Raw genomic sequence first — 14,654 nt, forward strand, 5'->3', positions numbered from 1 at the left:
TTTTGTATCTTTATAAAAAATCTCAATTAATAATTAAATTTTATTTTAATCTTTGCTATAATAAAATTGTTATGCATATAATAATTATCATTTAAGAGGTGTTTATATATGGCTAAAGAAAAAAAAGATAAAAAAGCATTAAAAAATGCTAAAAAAGATATTTGGAATAATTATTCCGCTTCTGAAAAAAAAGCATTAGAGAAACTTTGCTTAAACTATCGTCATTTTTTAAGTAAATGCAAAACAGAACGTGAATGTGTAAAAGAAATTATTTTCCAAGCTCAAAGAGCTGGTTATAGAGATTTAAAAGATATCATCACTAATAAAGAAACACTTCAAGCTGGTGATAAAGTTTATTCCGTATGTATGAATAAATCTGTTGTATTATTCAATATCGGTTCTGAACCTATGGAAAATGGCATGAATATTCTAGGTGCTCATATCGATAGTCCTCGCCTTGATATCAAACAAAATCCACTTTATGAAGATGGTGGACTTGCTTATATGGATACACATTATTATGGTGGTATCAAAAAATATCAATGGGTTACTGTTCCACTTGCTATCCATGGCGTTGTAGCCAAAAAAGATGGAACTGTTCTTGATATCAATATCGGTGAAGATGATAATGACCCTGTATTTTGCGTAACAGATTTATTAATTCATTTAGCACAAGAACAAATGCAAAAAAATGCAGCTAAAGTCATTGAAGGTGAAAACCTCGATATCTTAGTTGGCTCTATTCCTCTTGATGGCGCTGAAAAAGATGCTGTAAAAGCAAATGTTTTAAAAATCGTTGGCAAAAAATACGATATCGAAGAAGAAGATTTCCTCTCTGCTGAACTTGAAGTAGTACCTGCTGGTCGTGCTAGAGAAGCTGGTTTTGACCGTAGTATGCTCATCTCTTATGGTCAAGATGATAGAGTTTGCGCTTATACTTCTTTAGTAGCTATGCTTGAAACTAAAAATATGACTCGCACAGCTTGTTGTCTTCTTGTAGATAAAGAAGAAATCGGTTCTGTAGGTGCTACTGGTATGCAATCTCGCTTCTTTGAAAATGCAGTAGCTGAAGTTTTAAATTTACTTGGTCAATATAACGATTTAACATTAAGACGTTGTCTTGCTAATTGCAAAATGTTATCTTCTGATGTAACTTCTGCATATGATGCTTTGTATAAAGGTTCTTTTGATATGAAAAATATCGCTTACCTTGGTCATGGTATGGCATTTAATAAATTCACAGGAGCTCGTGGAAAATCTGGCTCTAATGATGCTAATGCTGAATATCTCGGCAATATCCGTGCTATCATGGAAAAAAATAATGTAGCTATTCAATTTTCTGAGCTTGGTCGTGTAGACTTAGGCGGTGGCGGAACAATCGCTTATATCATGGCTCTATATGGTATGCAAGTAATAGATAGTGGTGTTGCTGTATTGAATATGCATTCCCCATGGGAAATCACTAGCAAAATTGATGTTTATGAAACTAAAAAAGGATATAGCGCTTTCTTAAAAGACGCTTAAAATAAAAATGCCTTCTAAAGCTAAAAACTTTAAGAAGGCATTTTTTATTATTTTTATACAACAGCTACTAAGGCATAAAACAACATAATATAATTTATACTCAAAGCATAAGGCAAAATTTTCTTGATAACTAAATTAGTATCCACATCTACATATTGCATCAAAGCTATATTTTGCACATCTAAAGGGTCCATCATTTTTCTCAAATTATTCAACGATAATAGTGCCATACCTAATACCATAGGATTCATAGATGTTGAAGATATTATCACAGCACTTAGACCTGCCCCCATACCTTGCAAGTTGAAAGGTCCTTTGTATAAAACAAGTGGTGATAATATCGTGAAAAATAATAGACATTGCGTTGGCGATTTTGGCATTAAATGCAATAATAACGGTGCCATTAAATCTACAACTTCTGGAGTCTTCACAGCATGCATAAAAATCCCCACACTTGATAATAAAATAATAACCCTCGTAGATTTATAAATACTAACCTTCAATAATTCCAACATATCCATAAATGGCTGTTTGGAGCCCATAGCTAAAAAACCATAAGATAAGGCTAAAATTAAACCTGTTTCAATATTTAATTTAAAGCCAAAAACAGCTATAAACGGTATGAAAATAGTACATAATCCCTGCCAATTTACTTTTATATTTTTCTGCTCATAATCTATGCTTTCAATATCTTTAACATATTTACTGTTCAAGAAAATATAAAAAACTAAAGCTATAACGCCAACAACTGCCATGATATAATAAAAATCTTTTACTTTATCAATATTCCATGATAATAAATTAGCGTACAAAATATGATATCCAGAATTTAAGCAACTACCTATCGCATTAGATAATAATAACAACACGACTGAACCTTGCTTATTAAATCCTATTTTTAACAAAATAGGCATAAATATAATCGCAATCAAAATTATCGAACTAAAATTTGTTATTATACTAGAAACTATTATTGTCAAAATAGCTACTACCCATAAGATACCTTTTAAATTATTTTGCAAATACTTTAAACATAAATGATTTATACTCTCATCTAATTTAAATTCTACAATAAATATTGCTAGCATCACACTTAAAATATAAATAAACATCGGCTCAGCTAAAGTCGTAGCTCCTTTTGCAATAACATAATCAGCAATGCTATATTCACTGCCTGTTATGGGAGTGCCAGCTAATATCGCTGTAACTATACCAAAAGCTGGCAAAGCACGTACAAATTCTACTTTTTTTGTTATTATTAAACCTACTGTCAACAAAAATATTAAAAAAACTAAAATGGCTAATAATCCATAATCTTCCATGACACTATCACCCACTTTATATTTTATTTTTATTCATTAGCTTTATTTAGTTCATTTACTTTGGCAATAGTTTCTGGTGATACTACAATCTTGCAAACACCAGCTTCCACTTCCATCAAATCGCCAGCTTGATACAATAAACCTATTGAACCATCATGACAAATAAAATAATTATGACTTACATATGGTATTCTTTTTGATAAATTAACACCATTATCTAAACCATCAACTGCATAAGCTTGGCTGTTATTCAAAGCATCTTGCAATTGTTCTAAATTGATATTTAGATATCTACTCATAGGTACACGTTCACCAGTATGTTTATCATATGTGATAGTATAACCTTCTAATTCCATACTATTAGAGAATTTCTTTTTCTTATTCACATAAAACATCAAAGAAATAATATTATCATCTTCATATTTTTCATAATAAGTCATATCAACTTTGCTATATACATGTTTTTCTATCTTTTCTTTTAAATCTTCAAGCTGTGCTTCAATATCTTCATTTATTTTGTCTTCAATCTTTTTATCCTCTATATCTACTACTGGATAAGCTAAACTATATGTTTGTTTTTTATCTCCCATATATTCACTAGACACTTGAGCTGTAGATATCGAGGGCAAGAAACTAAGTAACGTAAAAATTATACATATTTTGATTATATTATTCATAAAAAAACCTCCATTAACTATTAATATCCACAAATTATTATTAATTATATCATAAATATTTAAGACTATCACAAAATAAAAACAGAGTATAACTTTTCTTTCGATAAGCTATACTCTGTTTTATTTATCTATCCTTAATAACCATTTACTACCACATCAACTTTTCCTGTATCTGGATTAATGATTAAACCATGTACGGGGATTTCATTAGGAATTAATGGATTTTCATGTATACTTGCTACGCTTTTTTCCACATTATCCTTAGGATTGTGAAATGTATCAATCCATTGGGATAATTCATCTTTTATTTTATCAATAGCTTTTCCATCAATACCACGTTTTATCATAGTATCAATCAATTCTTTTGAAGTAGCTGTTGCCATACCACAACCATAATGACCAATAACCATAATTTCCTTGATATCAAATTGATAAATGCAAACTAACAAACTGCGAATTACATCATCAAATTTACTAGTTATTGTATTGCCTGCCGTTTTTATCATTTTGACTTCACCGCGACGAATACCAAGTGCTGGCTCTAACAATTCAACCAAACGTGTATCCATACAACTAACAATAGCTAGATGTTTTTGTGGATATTTACTCCAAGTATTCACTTCTTGTGTATGTTCAAGATAAGCTTGATTTGCCTGTAAAACTTCATCTAAAAGCGTCATATATCTTCTTATCCAAGCTCCTTTTTTATTTATTTAATTTATAGACTATCCAATAGTAATAGTATAAGAAGCATCAAATTGCTTACTTGGTGCTAAATGCAATATACCTTTTTTATTGGAAAAATCTGTTTTTTGAGTGCTATCAGCTAAACCATACCATGGTTCAATGCATAAAAATGGTGCTTTCACTGGTTTTGTCCAAATGCCGAGATATGGAAAACCTTTGAAATTAACTTTTACAAAATGATTATTTGCTGTATTAGTTAATTTCACTTCTTCAGAAAATAATTTTTTAAATACTAGAGCATCTTCAATAAATAAATCATGGTTTAAGCGCAATACTTTACCATAAACAAGTTTTACTGGAGCTACTCCGCCATCAAATACTCCTGCAGAATTTACATGATAAGAAGTCAATGGATTAGCTTCTGTCTGTTCAAACTCGAGTTCATGTTCATCAAAAGAGCCTTCAACGCCAATTGGACAATTAAATGCAGGGTGAGCACCAATGGAAAAATACATATCTTCTTTTGTATCAAGATTTTCTACTTTCCATGAAACTTTTACTTCTGCAAAATTAATAGTATAGGTAACTGTCAATTTAAACTTAAATGGATACATTCTCAATGTATCTTCATCATAAGTCAATGTGTATTCCAAAGAATTTTCTGTTTGTCCGCTAAACTCAAATTCTTTATCACGAGCAAAACCATGACCTGGCATACGATAAACAGTTCCATCATATTCATATTGACCATTTTTTAATTTACCAACAATAGGAAATAAGATTGGCGCATGTCTTTGCCAGTAATTAGGGTCAGCCTGCCAAATATATTCAATACCTGTATCTTTAGCTACAAGGCTATGAATTTCAGCACCATGAGTATCTACAGTGAGGCGTAAAATATCATTTTCTAACGTTTTTAACATGAAAAAAACACCTTCTTATGTTTTATTTTTTATAACAAATCTCCCATGCGTTCTTGAGGTACTGTTAAATCTAAATGATTATCTAATGCTTCTAATACTTTTCCTTCAACAGTAAAGCGAACTGCTTTTATATCTTTGAATTCTGTTAAAGAATTTACAATAGAGCCAATCAACATCAATTCCCCAGTAGAACCACCTGTGAAATTTGTTTTAAATGCTTTATTAAAATCAACAGTGGCAATATTATTATTTACTTTAACCGATAAAACTTGTGTATCTTTTGGCATGATATAGATACCTTCTTTATCAGAAATAGGTCCATCTATTAATGCTTGTACAACAGCTTTATATTTATCTTCACGATTTAAATTTATCTGTCTTTGTGTTGGAATTAATTTTTCACCATTAGCATCAGGGAAATAAATTGTAACACCAGATACTTTCTTTTCGTTTGTTTGTTCCATATCACTTGCACTAGTGCTAGAAGAACTTACTTCTTTATTTACATTTTCCTGTACAGAGCTAGAAGAACTTTTTTCTAAATTCGTACCTTGTTCTGTACAACCAGAAGTAATTGTTAAAATAGATATTGCTAAAACTGCTAATAAACCTTTTATAGATTTTATTTTTACTCTCATTATTTTTTCGCCTCTCAAATTATATTAATTAATTGCTAAAATATTCGTTAATACCTTCTGCTATAGCTTTTGCCATTGTTGTTTGCCATTCATCATCACTTAATAAAGCTTCTTCGTCATAATTAGTAATAAAAGCTGTTTCAATGAGTACAGCTGGCATATAAGAATGTTTTACTACATAAAAATTACAAGTGGAAATGCCTCTATCACGCAAGCCATTAGCTTCAATCATTTTTTCTTGAATACTTTGTGCTAATCTTTGTCCTTGATAGCTAGAACCATAATAAAATGTCTGTGTACCATTTGCAGCAGGATTTACAAAAGCATTGCAATGAATACTAACAAATATATCTGAATTTGCATTATTTCCTACATCAACACGTGCTTGTAATTCATTTCTTGCAGAAGCATTTGGACCATAAACATCGACATCACTATCTCTAGTCATAACCACTTTAGCTCCTGATTGATTTAAAATAGAAGCTACTTTTTGAGATATAGCAAAAGTTCCCTCTTTTTCTGTATATCCATTAGGTCCTACAGCTCCAGAATCAGAACCTCCATGACCTGGATCAATAGTAATTATTTTATTTTTTACATTACTCAAAGCTACATCACTAGCTACAGGAGTATTTACTACACTATTAAAAATGTCGATTGCTATACCTTTTTTACCTAAACTATATATTTTATAATTATTATTTACTTCTTCTTGTAAATATATTTTTCCTTGAACTGTATCCTTTTTTTCTTGTAAAAATACTTTTTTAGCGATATTTCCATCTAATTTTTCTTGTCTTGATATATTACTTATTTGAGCATCTTCTATATTAAAAATCAATTGATATTTATTATTAGGATTTTCCTGAATAGAAAAGTTTTTTACTTCTCTATTAGTATTTATTTCTATATGAAGATACGTATCTCCTTGCTCTGAAGTCATAAGATTATGAGAAATTTTTTCTACATTTACACTACTTTTAGCCAAAGAAATATTTGGTATGACCATGAGCAACAAAACAACTGAACATAAAATTACCTTTTTTAATAAATTATACACTCTTACTACCTCTTTAATTTATTTATTATCATTTTTTAAGGACTTTAATAAATCTTCTATTTCTGCTACAGCTTTTTTTGTAGCTACTTCATCATATTTAATATCTATAGATAAATAATCTCCCTCCTTTAAATTCTCATCTAATAAATTCTTAGGGAAAACAACTTTTTGTTCATCTTCCCCTACTAATAATACAACTTTATCTTCTTCAAATCTATCAATAACAGCACTTATCATATCTTTGCCTCGATTTTATTTATATTTTATTTTTCTGTAGTAATTTTATAATCTTTACTACCATCACTTGTTATAGTAATAGAACCATTTTTATCTGTTTCATATACTTTCATACCCAATTTTTTATAACGTTCCATAGTTTGTTTATGCGGATGTCCATATTCATTACCAGCACCTAAAGAAATCAATACAGTTTTAGCATCTACTTGTTTTAGAAAAGCTTCACTTGAAGATGTTCTACTGCCATGATGAGGAGATTTTAATACTAATGAAGCGAGCTCACTACCATATGTTTTCACCATATTTTCTTCAGCTTCTTTTTCAGCATCTCCTGTGAACATCATTGTAAAATCATTGTATTTTAATTGACCAACTAAAGAATTATTATTTAAATCATCTCCAGATTTTAACATCTGTTTTGTAGGGCTAAAAACTTTGAATTTTACACCACTGCCAAAATCTAATTCATCATTTGCTGATAATTGTTGATATTTTATTTTTTTCTCTTTTATATTTTTTAAATAAGTCTTATAAGTTTGTGTTGTTGTAGGGTCTCCATTATCATAAACTTCTTTGACTTCAAAATTCTTAAATACTGCATAAGCTCCACCCAAATGGTCTGCATGCGGATGAGTTATGATTAATTTATCAATAGTTGTAATATTTCTTTCCTTCAATAATTTAACTAAATTATCACGTTCATCAATATCGCCTGTATCAATCATGATAGTTTGTTCTTTTGTCTGTATAAGCGTTGCATCACCTTGACCGATATCTAACATCTCTATTTTTAAAGCTTCGTCTTTATTTGCTGACTGTGTAGCATTATCTTTTCCACAACCCCATAAAAATAAACTGCACAAAATCATCAATAAGGCAACAATCTTTTTCATTCTATCAACCTTTCACCAATTTAATTTGATATTAAGTTATATAGCAAAAGTGCTCCTTAAAATCATCAGGAGCACTCCGCATACATCAACTATTATATAAAATTTTTTATGTATAGACAATTCGTTTTACTTTTTTAATCAATTTATTTTAGAACTTAACTAGCCCTAAACTAATCATTAATGCCTTGTTTACTTCCTGCATAAAATTTTTATCCAGCGTGGTAACTTTCTTACTCAATCGAGATTTATCAATAGTACGTAATTGTTCTAACAATACCATAGAATCTCGTTCTAAGTTGCAGTATTTTGCAGGCAAATCAACATGTGTAGGCATATGTGTCTTACCTAATTTGGCAGTAATTGCAGCTACTATAATAGTTGGACTATATTTATTACCAATATCATTTTGTACAATGAGTACTGGTCGTAGTCCACCTTGCTCTGAGCCAATTACTGGGCTTAAATTAGCATAATATATATCGCCACGCTTTACAATCTCATTTCTTCTCAGCGGATACACCATTACAAGAAATTTATTAAATAATAAATTTCGCTCTTGCCTCAGGCTTTCAACTCCTTTTCTAAATAAAATATGACTAACGCGACTTTGTAGCCATTTATATTTAATATGTTTCCTCCAACATATTAAGAAATTGCTAATATCATTGATTTTTATAAAAATTACTTCTAGTATAACAAACTGTCTTGACTTAAGCTTCTTGCTTATTTAAAAATCCTATATTTTCCTATCAACTAAGCTCATTATAACATATTTTTAATAAGCATACATCTTTTTTACTATTTGTTTGCAAAATAGTTTTACAAAATCAAGCTAAATTTTTGTTATAAGGGCAATAAATTTTACTATATGTCCAAAATAGTGAACTATTGCCCTTTATTACAAATATTATCTCAATTAGTACCTTATTTATTGTCTATTTGTTTACGAGCTTTAGACAGATTTAATAAAATATCTCCTGCTATTAAACCAGCCTGTCCATTTTCTCCAGCTAAATCACCAGCAAGTCCATGTAAATAAACGCCTACCGGCGCTGACATTTTTCCAGCTAATTTTTCAGCTACAATACCTGCTATTGTACCAGCTAAAACATCACCACTGCCGGCTGTTGCCATACCTGCATTGCCAACTGTAGTTACAAATATATTTCCGTCTGGATAAACAACAAGTGTTTTTTCACTTTTCAACACAAATATTGCATTAAAATATTCTGCTGCTTTTCTAGCTATTTCCCAAAGATTATCTTTTAAATCTGAAATAGTGATATGCAATAGGTTTGCCATTTCACCCAAATGAGGTGTGAGTATTGGCACTTGCTTTATTTTCTTTAATTCATCAGGTGCTTGGCTAAAAGCAAAAATAGCATCAGCATCTAATACTAAAGGTTTATCTAAATCAATAGCTAATTTTCTTACCATTTGACATGTTTCATCATTTCTACCAAGTCCAGGTCCCATTAAAACTACATCAAAATCTTTAGCTATATCTTTTATATTTTCCATAGCACTATCGCCTAACACGCCAGGCAATATTTCTGGCAATGGTTTTACCATGACTTCTGTATTTTTCATGGATAAAATATCATATAAACTTTCAGCAGAAATAAGTGTAGATATGCCAGCACCTATTTTTAATACAGCTTGGCTAGATAAACAAGCAGCGCCTGTATAACCTGTTGAACCTGCCAAAGTTAAAACTTTTCCACAAGAACCTTTATATACATCATCTGCTCTTGAAGCTAAATGTGCTTTTACAAAAGCTTCATCTATAGCTTCTTGTTTTATATCTTCTTTAGTCAATAAATCATTTGGTATGCCAATGGTTTTTACGATTATATTACCCGTATGTTTGCAACCAGGATACATAATCAAACCAATTTTTGGTAAACCAAAAGTAATTGTAGTAGTGGCAAAAATAGCATCACTTTCCACTACTCCTGTATTAGCATTAACACCACTTGGCATATCTATTGATAAAACAGGTCTATTCGAAGTATTTACTATTTGGATACATTTTTTAATGTTTTCTCGTAATTGTCCATGAATACCTGTACCTAGCAAAGCATCAATAATACAATCAGAAAAAGTTATTGATATTTGCAAACGATTCCAATCACGTTCAGAAACAATATGGTATATTTCAGCTTTCATATTCACTAAAACATTGTAATTAATTTTAGCAGATGGTGTAAAATGTTCTGTATTTCCTAAAATAAAAATCTTAACTTTTGCACCATTATTCATTAAATGTCTAGCTGCTACAAAGCCATCTCCGCCATTATTACCACAACCAGCTAAAATACAATAGCTCTGTCTAGCTATAGCTATATCTTTGCATAAATTCATAGCTTCTTTTGCTATTTCATGCCCTGCATTTTCCATTAAAGCTATTTCTAGTATACCAAACTGATTAATCGCTTCATTATCAATTTGTCTCATTTGTTCAGCAGATGCAATTTTCATATTATCATTATCCCTCCAAAATAGCTTGAGCTACTGCATATTCTTTGCAATGACTCAAGGAGATAAAAATATTATATATCTTTCTTTTTGTAGCTATATATGCAAAATATCCATAAAGTTTTACATGTGGTGCTCCATCATCATCTGGTAATATCTCAATATCAGTCCACAATCCTCCACCAGATATACCTGTACCTAACGCTTTTACTACAGCTTCTTTAGCTGCAAATCTAGCTGCATAAGAAAAAACTGCCATTTGTTTTCTGGAATTACAATATTCCTGTTCTTTTTTTGTAAAAATGCGCTCGACAAATTTTTCATTGGTTAAGGATTTTTCTATTCTTGATATTTCTATGATATCAACACCTGTACCCTTTATCATTCATACTTCACCCTTTATTTTATTTTAATGCCTCTTGTAATGTAAGTGCATTTTGTTTCATAGCCTCGATATAAGCATCAAGATCATTTTCTCCTGTTACTACAGGATCTAAGGTATAAACTTTAGCTCCTGTTTCATTGGCAATCGTTTTGGCTGCTGTTGATGAATATTGTGGTTCTGCAAATAAAGCCTTTGCCTGTAAATCATTTACTTGTGCAATAATTTCATCTAATTCACTAGGTGTTGGCGCTGTTCCTGGTTCACGTTCAATTACACCAACAATATTTAAATTAAATTCTTTAGCAAAATAAGGAAATGCTTCATGGAATGTAACAATATCTTTATGTGGTAAATTATCAATCTGATTGTGCATATCTTGTTTTAAATCTTCCAATTTAGCAATATATTCTTTGGCATTTTTCTGATAAGCATCTGCATGTTCAGGATCCAATTTACTCAATTCATCAGCAATTGTCTGTACTTGTGTCATGCAATTAGATACACTAACCCACACATGTGGATTTTCTCCATGTTCATCTGCTAATAATTCGATGCCTTTAGCAGCTTCAACAACTTTTAAATTCTTCTGATTATCAATTACATCTTGTAAAAAAGATTCCATACCAGCTCCATTAGCTATGAAAACATCTGCATTCTCTAACTTTTTCATATCAGCTGGCGTCATTTGATAATCATGTAAACAACCTGTTTGTGGTTTAGTCATATTTTCTACAACTACCCCATCAATTCCTTTTGTAACATTCAAAGTTTCTATATAAATTGGATAAAAAGATGTAACAATTTTTATTTTATCCTCTGAATTTGCTTTATCCTCTTGACTTGTACTTGTCTTTTCACTACCACAAGCTGTAAACACCATCATTGTCATCAAACTCAAAACCACTAATAATAATTTTTTCAAAATAAAAACTCCTTTAAGATTTTATTTTTCCTCAATCATCACCAATATATATACAAAATTATATAAAATGTGGCGATACTACCAAGGATAAAATCCTCGATATACTCGCCACTAAATTAATTTATATCAAAGTTTAATAGTTGCTGCAGCAGATAATGTTTCGCGAGCTTGTTTCATGATATCTTCAATGATTGTAGCTACAGGTTCTACTTTTTGTAAAACAGTCAAAGATTGACCAGCCTGCATCATACCATTTACTACATCACCTTCAACAGCTGCTAATTTATTTGTACCTGTTGCCATGCGAATAAGTTCTTCTTTAGAAGTTTTACCTTCATTTTCTTTTTGTACAAATTCTGTAGAGAATTTATTTTTAATACCACGTACAGCACCACCAAGAGTAAGACCTGTAACAATAGTATCTGTATCTACAGCTTCAATTAATTTTTGTTTCATATTTTCATGAACAGAACATTCTTCTGCTACTAAGAAACGAGTACCCATCTGTACACCGCCAGCACCCATGAGCATAGCTGCTGCTAAACCACGACCATCGCCGAAGCCACCAGCCATAACAACTGGAATATCTTTTATCTCTGGAATTACTTGTGTCATAAGAGCCATTGTAGTCAATACGCCAATATGACCGCCAGCTTCCATACCTTCTGCTACCATAGCATCAGCACCAGCAGCTGCTACACGTTTTGCAAGTTTTACATTTGGAATTACAGGAATTACTTTTATGCCTGCTTCTTTTAATTTTGCAAAATATGGAACTGGATTTCCTGCACCCAAAGTAACAAAAGCAGGTTTTTCTTCGCAGATAACATCTACGATTTCATCTTTATTTGGTGCCATGAGCATTACATTTACACCAAATGGTTTATCTGTTAATTGTTTTGCTTTGCGGATTTCTTCGCGAACATATTCTGTAGTTCTACCACCACAAGAAATAATACCTGCACCGCCAGCATTAGAAACAGCTGCTGCAAGTTTTGCATCAGAAATCCAAGCCATACCGCCTTGAATAATTGGATATTTTATACCTAAAACTTCAGTAATAGACTTTGCCATTATAATCCTCCTAAATGAAAAATCTTTTTGCTCAATTTTAATTCAAATCTTATTTTAGTATATCATAAAATCCATACTAAATCATTAGGGATTAATTATAAATAATAATTTTTGCTTGCGTGATAATTTTTTTATTTGAGTTTCACGCTTCATAGCTTCGCTTTTTGTGGCAAAAACTTCATAATAAACTAATTTAACCGGCAAACGCCCACGTGTATAGCGAGCACCTTTGCCGGCATTGTGTTTTTCTAGACGCTTTTTTAAATCATTTGTCCAACCTGTATATAAAGTACCATCACTGCATTGTACCATATACGTATAACAATTCATTATTCAGCATCTTTGATTTCTATTTTATTAATAACTACATCTTCGATAGGTTTATCCATAAAATCAGTCTGTACATGACCAATAGCTTCCACTACGTCCATGCCTTTTACTACTTTACCAAAAACAGCATGATGACCATCAAGCCATGGAGTTTTATCTAAAGTGATGAAGAACTGAGAACCACCTGTATTAGGGCCAGCATTTGCCATGGATAATACGCCAGGGCCATCATGTCTTAAATCTTTGTGGAATTCATCTTTAATTGTGTAACCAGGACCACCTGTACCATTGCCATTAGGGTCTCCACCTTGAATCATGAAACCATCAATTACACGATGGAAAATTAAACCATCATAAAAATTATGTTCTGCTAAGTCGATAAAATTACCTGTTGTGATTGGTGCTTTATCTTCGAATAATTCAATTTCAAAAGTACCCATATTTGTTTCAAATACTGCAATACGATTTTTACTCATTGATTGAACTTCCTTTCCTATTTGTTCATTAGAATTTATTTGTTGCTCTGCAATACCATTACTTGTAAATAAAGATAAGGTAAATACAGATGCTAATAAACATAAAAATATAAATTTTTTCATCTCATCTATTCTCCATCATACTTATTTTATTTAGTGATAAAATGACTCTCTCCAGTAACTTTAGGGCACCAAATAGAGTTCATTTTCTCTTTATTAGGAAAATCTTCTGGTATTATCCAATCTTTTTTACCTACATTATGCATAGTAATTAAATTTTTAACTTCCGTAACTTTGCAAAACTCAGTTACACCTAAATCTAAAAATTCTTCTAATCTACTATCTACAGGGAAAAATGCTATATCCATTTTCAAACCAGATAAACGCATCATTTGTTTTACAAATCCATTTTTAGCAAATGCATTATTTTCTTTTGTATCGCCTTTCCAATGCCACCAATTAAAATCACCTGCATGGAAAATCTTCCAATCATTTTTTTCTACAAAAAAAGAAATTCCTTCATCAGTAGAACTAAATGAGCGTACATGTATATTTTTATCATCATAAGTCATGTATTCATCTAAAATAATAGTCTTTTCTTTAGGCAATACATCAGTTACTACATCATAGCTGATAAAATATTTCGTTACCTTATCTTTAAACTCACTTATTTTAGGATTAAAATGGTCATAATGAACATGAGATACAAAAAAATAAACTTCTTTTTTATCTTGAATAATTTTGTCCACTATATTTTTTTCATCTTGATAATAATCAAAAATTATCGCGCAATCGCCTATTTCTAAAATAAAACCGCTATTTAATAAATAAGTTACTTTTACTTTGTCATACATCAGACTCACCTCAAAAAGGCATAATATACATTCATTTTCACAAATTTTAGCAATAGTGTCAAGACCTGTTTATTTTTGTCAACAAAATAATATTTTTCTAGCATGATTTTCTATTTTTAGTTATAATATCTATTGATAACTTGTAAACATGAAAAATATAAGGGGTTGAACATA

At 30.8% G+C, this 14,654-nt stretch carries 17 protein-coding genes; 1 reads left to right on the forward strand and 16 read right to left on the reverse strand.

Translation table 11 applies throughout. The annotated features are described in order from the left end of the window. Window positions 1-108: 108 nt before the first annotated feature. Window positions 109-1,524 (forward strand): aminopeptidase, encoded by a 1,416-nt coding sequence (locus GXM21_RS08875; protein ID WP_008537311.1) that lies wholly within the window; start codon window positions 109-111, stop codon window positions 1,522-1,524. 53 nt (window positions 1,525-1,577) lie between these two features. On the opposite strand, the gene GXM21_RS08880 is transcribed toward GXM21_RS08875, so the two are convergent. The 16 genes from GXM21_RS08880 to GXM21_RS08955 all read right to left on the reverse strand — a co-directional run bounded on the left by GXM21_RS08880 (window position 1,578) and on the right by GXM21_RS08955 (window position 14,480). After that, window positions 1,578-2,846, reverse strand: coding sequence for a hypothetical protein (locus GXM21_RS08880; protein ID WP_008537310.1), 1,269 nt, complete (start codon window positions 2,844-2,846; stop codon window positions 1,578-1,580). Between the two features lie 29 nt (window positions 2,847-2,875). After that, window positions 2,876-3,523, reverse strand: coding sequence for a hypothetical protein (locus tag GXM21_RS08885; RefSeq protein WP_008537309.1), 648 nt, complete (start codon window positions 3,521-3,523; stop codon window positions 2,876-2,878). A 134-nt stretch (window positions 3,524-3,657) separates the two neighbouring features. Continuing rightward, the gene (locus GXM21_RS08890; RefSeq protein WP_008537308.1) at window positions 3,658-4,203 is read right to left on the reverse strand and encodes a beta-class carbonic anhydrase; all 546 of its coding nucleotides are present in this window, start codon (window positions 4,201-4,203) and stop codon (window positions 3,658-3,660) included. Window positions 4,204-4,248: 45 nt separating this feature from the next. After that, on the reverse strand, window positions 4,249-5,133 hold the full coding sequence (locus GXM21_RS08895) for an aldose 1-epimerase family protein (RefSeq protein ID WP_008537307.1): 885 nt from the start codon (window positions 5,131-5,133) through the stop codon (window positions 4,249-4,251). A gap of 29 nt (window positions 5,134-5,162) precedes the next feature. Next, the gene (locus tag GXM21_RS08900) at window positions 5,163-5,771 is read right to left on the reverse strand and encodes a GerMN domain-containing protein (RefSeq protein ID WP_008537306.1); all 609 of its coding nucleotides are present in this window, start codon (window positions 5,769-5,771) and stop codon (window positions 5,163-5,165) included. Window positions 5,772-5,799: 28 nt separating this feature from the next. After that, entirely contained in the window at window positions 5,800-6,831 is a 1,032-nt protein-coding gene (locus tag GXM21_RS08905) for an N-acetylmuramoyl-L-alanine amidase family protein (RefSeq protein ID WP_008537305.1), read from the reverse strand. Between the two features lie 18 nt (window positions 6,832-6,849). Continuing rightward, window positions 6,850-7,068, reverse strand: coding sequence for a DUF3006 domain-containing protein (locus GXM21_RS08910; protein ID WP_008537303.1), 219 nt, complete (start codon window positions 7,066-7,068; stop codon window positions 6,850-6,852). Window positions 7,069-7,094: 26 nt separating this feature from the next. Next, the gene (locus tag GXM21_RS08915; RefSeq protein ID WP_008537302.1) at window positions 7,095-7,961 is read right to left on the reverse strand and encodes a ComEC/Rec2 family competence protein; all 867 of its coding nucleotides are present in this window, start codon (window positions 7,959-7,961) and stop codon (window positions 7,095-7,097) included. Window positions 7,962-8,109: 148 nt separating this feature from the next. After that, window positions 8,110-8,484, reverse strand: a complete 375-nt coding sequence (locus tag GXM21_RS08920; protein ID WP_008537301.1) for a type II toxin-antitoxin system PemK/MazF family toxin — start codon at window positions 8,482-8,484, stop codon at window positions 8,110-8,112. 401 nt (window positions 8,485-8,885) lie between these two features. After that, window positions 8,886-10,442: a bifunctional ADP-dependent NAD(P)H-hydrate dehydratase/NAD(P)H-hydrate epimerase gene (locus GXM21_RS08925; protein WP_008537300.1), complete on the reverse strand. Its 1,557-nt coding sequence runs from the start codon at window positions 10,440-10,442 to the stop codon at window positions 8,886-8,888. Between the two features lie 7 nt (window positions 10,443-10,449). Further along, entirely contained in the window at window positions 10,450-10,824 is a 375-nt protein-coding gene (gene acpS, locus GXM21_RS08930) for a holo-ACP synthase (RefSeq protein WP_008537299.1), read from the reverse strand. A gap of 19 nt (window positions 10,825-10,843) precedes the next feature. Next, window positions 10,844-11,746 carry a metal ABC transporter substrate-binding protein gene (locus GXM21_RS08935; RefSeq protein WP_008537298.1) on the reverse strand — a complete coding sequence of 301 codons (903 nt, stop codon included), beginning with the start codon at window positions 11,744-11,746 and terminating at the stop codon, window positions 10,844-10,846. Between the two features lie 126 nt (window positions 11,747-11,872). After that, window positions 11,873-12,820 (reverse strand): nitronate monooxygenase, encoded by a 948-nt coding sequence (locus GXM21_RS08940; protein ID WP_008537297.1) that lies wholly within the window; start codon window positions 12,818-12,820, stop codon window positions 11,873-11,875. Window positions 12,821-12,904: 84 nt separating this feature from the next. Beyond that, a complete protein-coding gene (locus GXM21_RS08945; RefSeq protein WP_008537296.1) occupies window positions 12,905-13,150 on the reverse strand; it encodes a GIY-YIG nuclease family protein in 246 nt (81 codons plus the stop codon). After that, window positions 13,150-13,749, reverse strand: a complete 600-nt coding sequence (locus GXM21_RS08950; protein WP_008537295.1) for a peptidylprolyl isomerase — start codon at window positions 13,747-13,749, stop codon at window positions 13,150-13,152. Before GXM21_RS08950 ends, GXM21_RS08945 begins: the two co-directional genes overlap by 1 nt. Before the next feature lie 26 nt (window positions 13,750-13,775). Continuing rightward, complete coding sequence (locus GXM21_RS08955) at window positions 13,776-14,480, reverse strand: MBL fold metallo-hydrolase (protein WP_008537294.1); 705 nt, start codon at window positions 14,478-14,480, stop codon at window positions 13,776-13,778. Between the last annotated feature and the right edge of the window lie 174 nt (window positions 14,481-14,654).

The sequence above is a fragment of the Megamonas funiformis genome (genome assembly GCF_010669225.1).
Taxonomy (GTDB): Bacteria; Bacillota; Negativicutes; order Selenomonadales; family Selenomonadaceae; genus Megamonas; species Megamonas funiformis.

Coding starts and splice junctions, on each gene's coding strand:
- GXM21_RS08900 (WP_008537306.1), bottom strand. CDS start 5,771: ATGAGAGTAAAAATAAAATCTATAAAAGGTTTATTAGCAGTTTTAGCA.
- GXM21_RS08890 (WP_008537308.1), bottom strand. CDS start 4,203: ATGACGCTTTTAGATGAAGTTTTACAGGCAAATCAAGCTTATCTTGAA.
- GXM21_RS08955 (WP_008537294.1), bottom strand. CDS start 14,480: ATGTATGACAAAGTAAAAGTAACTTATTTATTAAATAGCGGTTTTATT.
- GXM21_RS08950 (WP_008537295.1), bottom strand. CDS start 13,749: ATGAAAAAATTTATATTTTTATGTTTATTAGCATCTGTATTTACCTTA.
- GXM21_RS08895 (WP_008537307.1), bottom strand. CDS start 5,133: ATGTTAAAAACGTTAGAAAATGATATTTTACGCCTCACTGTAGATACT.
- GXM21_RS08920 (WP_008537301.1), bottom strand. CDS start 8,484: ATGGTGTATCCGCTGAGAAGAAATGAGATTGTAAAGCGTGGCGATATA.
- GXM21_RS08945 (WP_008537296.1), bottom strand. CDS start 13,150: ATGAATTGTTATACGTATATGGTACAATGCAGTGATGGTACTTTATAT.
- GXM21_RS08885 (WP_008537309.1), bottom strand. CDS start 3,523: ATGAATAATATAATCAAAATATGTATAATTTTTACGTTACTTAGTTTC.
- GXM21_RS08880 (WP_008537310.1), bottom strand. CDS start 2,846: ATGGAAGATTATGGATTATTAGCCATTTTAGTTTTTTTAATATTTTTG.
- acpS (WP_008537299.1), bottom strand. CDS start 10,824: ATGATAAAGGGTACAGGTGTTGATATCATAGAAATATCAAGAATAGAA.
- GXM21_RS08875 (WP_008537311.1), top strand. CDS start 109: ATGGCTAAAGAAAAAAAAGATAAAAAAGCATTAAAAAATGCTAAAAAA.
- GXM21_RS08915 (WP_008537302.1), bottom strand. CDS start 7,961: ATGAAAAAGATTGTTGCCTTATTGATGATTTTGTGCAGTTTATTTTTA.
- GXM21_RS08910 (WP_008537303.1), bottom strand. CDS start 7,068: ATGATAAGTGCTGTTATTGATAGATTTGAAGAAGATAAAGTTGTATTA.
- GXM21_RS08925 (WP_008537300.1), bottom strand. CDS start 10,442: ATGAAAATTGCATCTGCTGAACAAATGAGACAAATTGATAATGAAGCG.
- GXM21_RS08940 (WP_008537297.1), bottom strand. CDS start 12,820: ATGGCAAAGTCTATTACTGAAGTTTTAGGTATAAAATATCCAATTATT.